The organism is Rhodococcus sp. BS-15, from assembly GCF_000813105.1.
GTDB lineage: Bacteria > Actinomycetota > Actinomycetes > Mycobacteriales > Mycobacteriaceae > Rhodococcoides.
In genome coordinates, this window is record NZ_BAOX01000362.1 from 1 (window position 1) to 4,365 (window position 4,365).

Genomic DNA, 4,365 nt, shown 5'->3' on the forward strand with positions numbered 1-4,365 from the left:
ACCGGAGCGGTCATCGCCACCCAGATCGCGCCGATACCCTACCCCGACGAACGCTATCGAACCGAGGTGTTCTGGTGGGACAGAACAACACTCGCCTTCAACGCCGATCTGGCCACCTGGCGCCGGATGCGACACAACACGGTCACCCTGCTCGCACACCGCCGCGCAGCCGTCGAACTCCCGGAAGCAGTCGCATCATGAACGATCGAAACACACCCGGCCACTACTGGAAGCCTGTGATATTCGACGAGACGGACGCCACACAGCGCGCCGCACTCGACGAACTCAGACGCGATCCGACCCTCACATTTCTGGACGAGCGGAAGACGCAGAGAAAGGGCTTGCACTCACTGCTTCCCAGCCCTGAGCAGAGCCTTCTCGACGAAAACGAAAGGTGGGTATTCTTTCCCTGGCGAAAAACTGTCGTCGCCGTACTCGGACCCCACTCGTTTCGACACCTGAGGCTGGACAGAAACAGGAACAAGATAACCCTCGCGGAACAGAATTCCTTGGGAGATCTCACGATAGGAATCATCGGACTCAGCGTCGGGCACGCCATTGCCCACACCCTCGCACTCGAGGGAATCTGCGGGACGCTTCGCCTCGCAGATTTCGACGAGATCGAACTTTCCAACCTCAATAGAATTCCGGCGTCCATCCTCGATCTCGGCGTCAACAAAGCAGTCGTCGCTGCCCGACGCATTGCCGAAATCGACCCGTATCTACGCGTCGAAATCGCCGAGGACGGCATCACCGAGAACACCATCGACGACTTCTTCGACGGACTCGACCTGCTCGTCGAGGAATGCGATTCCCTCGACGTCAAGGTCCGCGCCCGCGAGGCAGCCCGGTCGCGACGCATCCCGGTACTGATGGAGACCTCCGACCGTGGACTCCTCGACGTCGAACGCTTCGACCTCGAACCCGACCGCCCGGTGTTCCACGGCGTCCTCGGTGAGATCGACTCGACGAGCCTGCGAGGGCTGGGCACCCGCGACAAGATCCCGATCGTGCTGGATCAGCTCGACGCCTCGCTGCTCTCGGCCCGCATGGCCGCTTCGATGGTGGAGGTGAGCGAAACGATCGAGACCTGGCCGCAATTGGGCGGCGACGTTCAACTCGGCGGGGCCACCATCGCCGCAGCCGTTCGACGCTTCGGCACCGGAGCGCACCTGCCCTCCGGACGAATCCGCATCGACCTCGACACCCATCTCGACGCGCTCGCGCCCCCGAACCCGACGCGTAGGGCGCAGCAGCCCTCGGACGATACCGCCGTCGACGCTCACCCCACCTCCGTCGATCCCGACGCGCTCGTTCTCGACGCTGCCCGCCGAGCGCCGTCCGGTGGAAACAGTCAGCCGTGGACGTTCACCCGAGACGGACGCACCGTGCGGATCGGGGTCGATCGTTCACGAACCTCGACCCTCGACATCGCCTTCCGCGGCAGTTACGTGGCAGTCGGTGCGGCCGCCTTCAACGCGCGAGTGGTGGCCACCGCGCAGGGCAGACTCGACCGCTCCGATGTCGACGAGCACGGAGTCGAGATCACGCTGAGTGCGGGCGGCCCACGACCCATCACCGATCGACGCCTGCTCGACGGCGTTCTCGAGCGGTGCACCAACCGGGAAATGGGTACCGGCGCACCCCTGGACGCGGACATCGCCGCCGACATCGTCGCTGCGGCAGCAGCAGAAGGTGGACGGGCAGTGCTGCTGACGGCACCCGAATCCATGGCCGCGGCCGCGGATATCCTCGCCGCCGCGGATCGAATCCGGTATCTCACACCGCACCTGCACCGAGACATGTTCTCCGAGTTGCGCTGGCCGGGAGATCTCGATCCCGATCGGGGAATCGAGGTGTCGACCCTGGGGATCGACGACGCGGACCTGTCCAAGCTCGAGATCGTCAAGCGCCCGGACGTCATGGAACTCGTGCATGCCTGGGACGCCGGCGCGGCACTGGGGACCGATATGCGCGATCGAGTGCTGTCGAGTTCGGCACTTGCAGTGGTCGTCGTACCCGGATCGACCGCAGAACATTACATCAGAGGAGGATATGCAACGGAGAACGTTTGGGTAACTGCGCATTTGCGCGGTGTGGCAGTGCAACCGGTTTCTCCTGCGTTCCTCTACGCACGGGCCGCGGAAGAGTATCGACAACTCTCGATGCACCACGCAGAAGCATTGCAGCAGTTGAGTTTCGAGTTCCGCGCACTGCTCGAGCTCGAAAACACCGAGTCCGTTGCACTGGTGTTGCGGCTCAGTTGCGCCCCGAAAACCGCGATACATAGTCGCAGACTTCCTGTTTCAGCGTCTGTATCGGGGTAGAGTTCCGGCGAAGACCAGGGGGAACAGTCCTGCGCTGAGTCTACGAGAGGCGGGAGTGGGGCCCTGGAGCACAACCGGACGCTCGAGGTCCTCGTCACCGGCGTCGCAACCGAACTCATGGGAGTCGATGCGGCGACGGTGCGCGAGGCCTACGAATCCGTACTGCGGCAACTCGTGGACTACCTCGGCATCGACTTCAGCTTCCTCCGGCACAACGATTTCGAGGCCAGAGCCACCAGACTCACCGCGGAATGGCCACCTCGACTGACCGTGCCCGATCCGGATCCACTGGCAGTGGTCTACTTCGACGACGCAGACTCGGTATTCCGCCTGGCCGAAACACTGACCGAACCGGCAGTGTTTCGGCCGGATCCGGAACAGGAGGACTACCGCCGACGCGTCGAGCAGGGGTCGGGATTCTCCGCAACCTCGATGGCCGTCGTTCCACTGCTGCACTCCGGACGCACCACCGGCATCCTCGGCTTCATCAAGATCGGTGACCGAAGTTGGTCCGAGGCAGAACTCAACGCGCTCAAAGCAATTGCGGCCCTGCTCTCTCAACTGCAGTCGCGGGTGATCGCCGAAGAACAACTTCGATTCTCGGCGCTGCACGACCACCTCACCAAGCTGCCGAACCGCACGGCCCTCGCACAACACCTCCGCGAACGGCTCGACCCGTCCATGCCCGGCCCCGTCGCGGTGATGCACATCGACCTCGATCGACTCAAAGCACTGAACGACTTTCTGGGCCACCTCGCCGGAGACCATTACCTCGAGACCATCGCCGATCGACTGCAGAGCTTCGTCGGCAAGTCGGCCGGTCTCGTCGCGCGCCTGGGCGGCGACGAATTCCTGGTTGTGCTGGCCGGGCCCTGCTCGGCCCGCGTCGCGACACACCACGCCGAGATGATCGCCGATGCCATGAACGCCCCCGTCACCCTCGGAGTCGAACGCATCAGCAGAAGCGCGAGCATCGGAATCGCCTTCGGCCAACCGGGCAAGCACACCGCCGAGTCGCTTCTGCGGCAAGCAGATCAGGCCGCCCTCGTGGCCAAACGCGCAGGCGGCCACGACATCGCCCTGTTCACCGAAGAGATGCACGCCGAAGCCGAACTCCGCAACGACGTCGAAATCCATCTGCGCGACGCCATCGCAGGTGACTCACTCACCCTGCATTTCCAGCCCGAGGTGGACCTCGTCACCGGACGCATCACCGCAGTCGAAGCACTGATCCGATGGCAACACCCCACCCGCGGACTACTCCCCCCATCCGCATTCATCCCGGTAGCCGAGGAGACGAACCTCGCCGGAGAACTCGGCCGCTGGGTCCTCGACCGCGCCTGCCGCACCCTCGCCGACTGGCAACGCGAAATCCCCCACCTCGACATCGCGATGCGCGTCAACATATCCCCCGTCCAACTGGTGACCAACGGATTCGTCGGAGCCGTCGCCAGAGCACTCACGGAGTTCTCGATAGCCGGGCCCGATCTCTGCCTCGAGATCACCGAAGTGGCAGTGGTACAAGACCTTTCCCGCACCCGTGTGACACTCCGCGAACTCCGCGAGCTCGGCGTGCAAGTGGCCATAGACGACTTCGGCACCGGATACAGCTCCCTGTCGCACCTCAAGGAACTCCCCGTCGACACACTCAAGATCGACCGCGCCTTCGTCACCGACCTCGGAGCCAGAGACACCGGCGACCTCGCCATCGTCCAATCCATCATCGGACTCGCCGACGCATTCGGACTGAACATCATCGCCGAAGGCGTCGAAACACAGACCGCCAGAAAAACCCTGATCGAACTGGGCTGCACCCGCGCACAGGGATACCTGTTCTCCAAGCCGGTAGCCGCACACGACGCCCTCACCCTGCTGCACGGCGTGCGAATCGACATCTGAACGCCCTGCTAACCTGACACCCGCACCACACGCCGGTGTAGTTCATTGGTAGAACGCGACCTTCCCAAGGTTGAGAGGCGGGTTCGATTCCCGTCACCGGCTCCACTCCTGCCCCTCTCAAGTCGTTCCTGCAGGCTCC

Annotated in this window: 2 protein-coding genes, 1 tRNA gene and 1 pseudogene; all 4 read left to right on the plus strand. The window is 63.6% G+C overall.

The genetic code is table 11. From position 1 onward, the window contains the following. Window positions 1–201 (plus strand): annotated as a pseudogene (locus tag RHBS_RS29280) (hypothetical protein); the annotation flags it as partial. Then, window positions 198–2,327 carry an Rv1355c family protein gene (locus RHBS_RS24970; protein WP_128646760.1) on the plus strand — a complete coding sequence of 710 codons (2,130 nt, stop codon included), beginning with the start codon at window positions 198–200 and terminating at the stop codon, window positions 2,325–2,327. The pseudogene RHBS_RS29280 and the gene RHBS_RS24970, both read left to right, overlap by 4 nt. Window positions 2,328–2,444: 117 nt before the next feature. Then, window positions 2,445–4,226 carry a bifunctional diguanylate cyclase/phosphodiesterase gene (locus tag RHBS_RS24975; RefSeq protein ID WP_128646762.1) on the plus strand — a complete coding sequence of 594 codons (1,782 nt, stop codon included), beginning with the start codon at window positions 2,445–2,447 and terminating at the stop codon, window positions 4,224–4,226. A gap of 31 nt (window positions 4,227–4,257) precedes the next feature. Then, window positions 4,258–4,331: transfer RNA gene (locus RHBS_RS24980), tRNA-Gly, on the plus strand. The last annotated feature ends 34 nt before the right edge of the window (window positions 4,332–4,365 follow it).

Coding starts and splice junctions, on each gene's coding strand:
- RHBS_RS24975 (WP_128646762.1), top strand. CDS start 2,445: ATGGGAGTCGATGCGGCGACGGTGCGCGAGGCCTACGAATCCGTACTG.
- RHBS_RS24970 (WP_128646760.1), top strand. CDS start 198: ATGAACGATCGAAACACACCCGGCCACTACTGGAAGCCTGTGATATTC.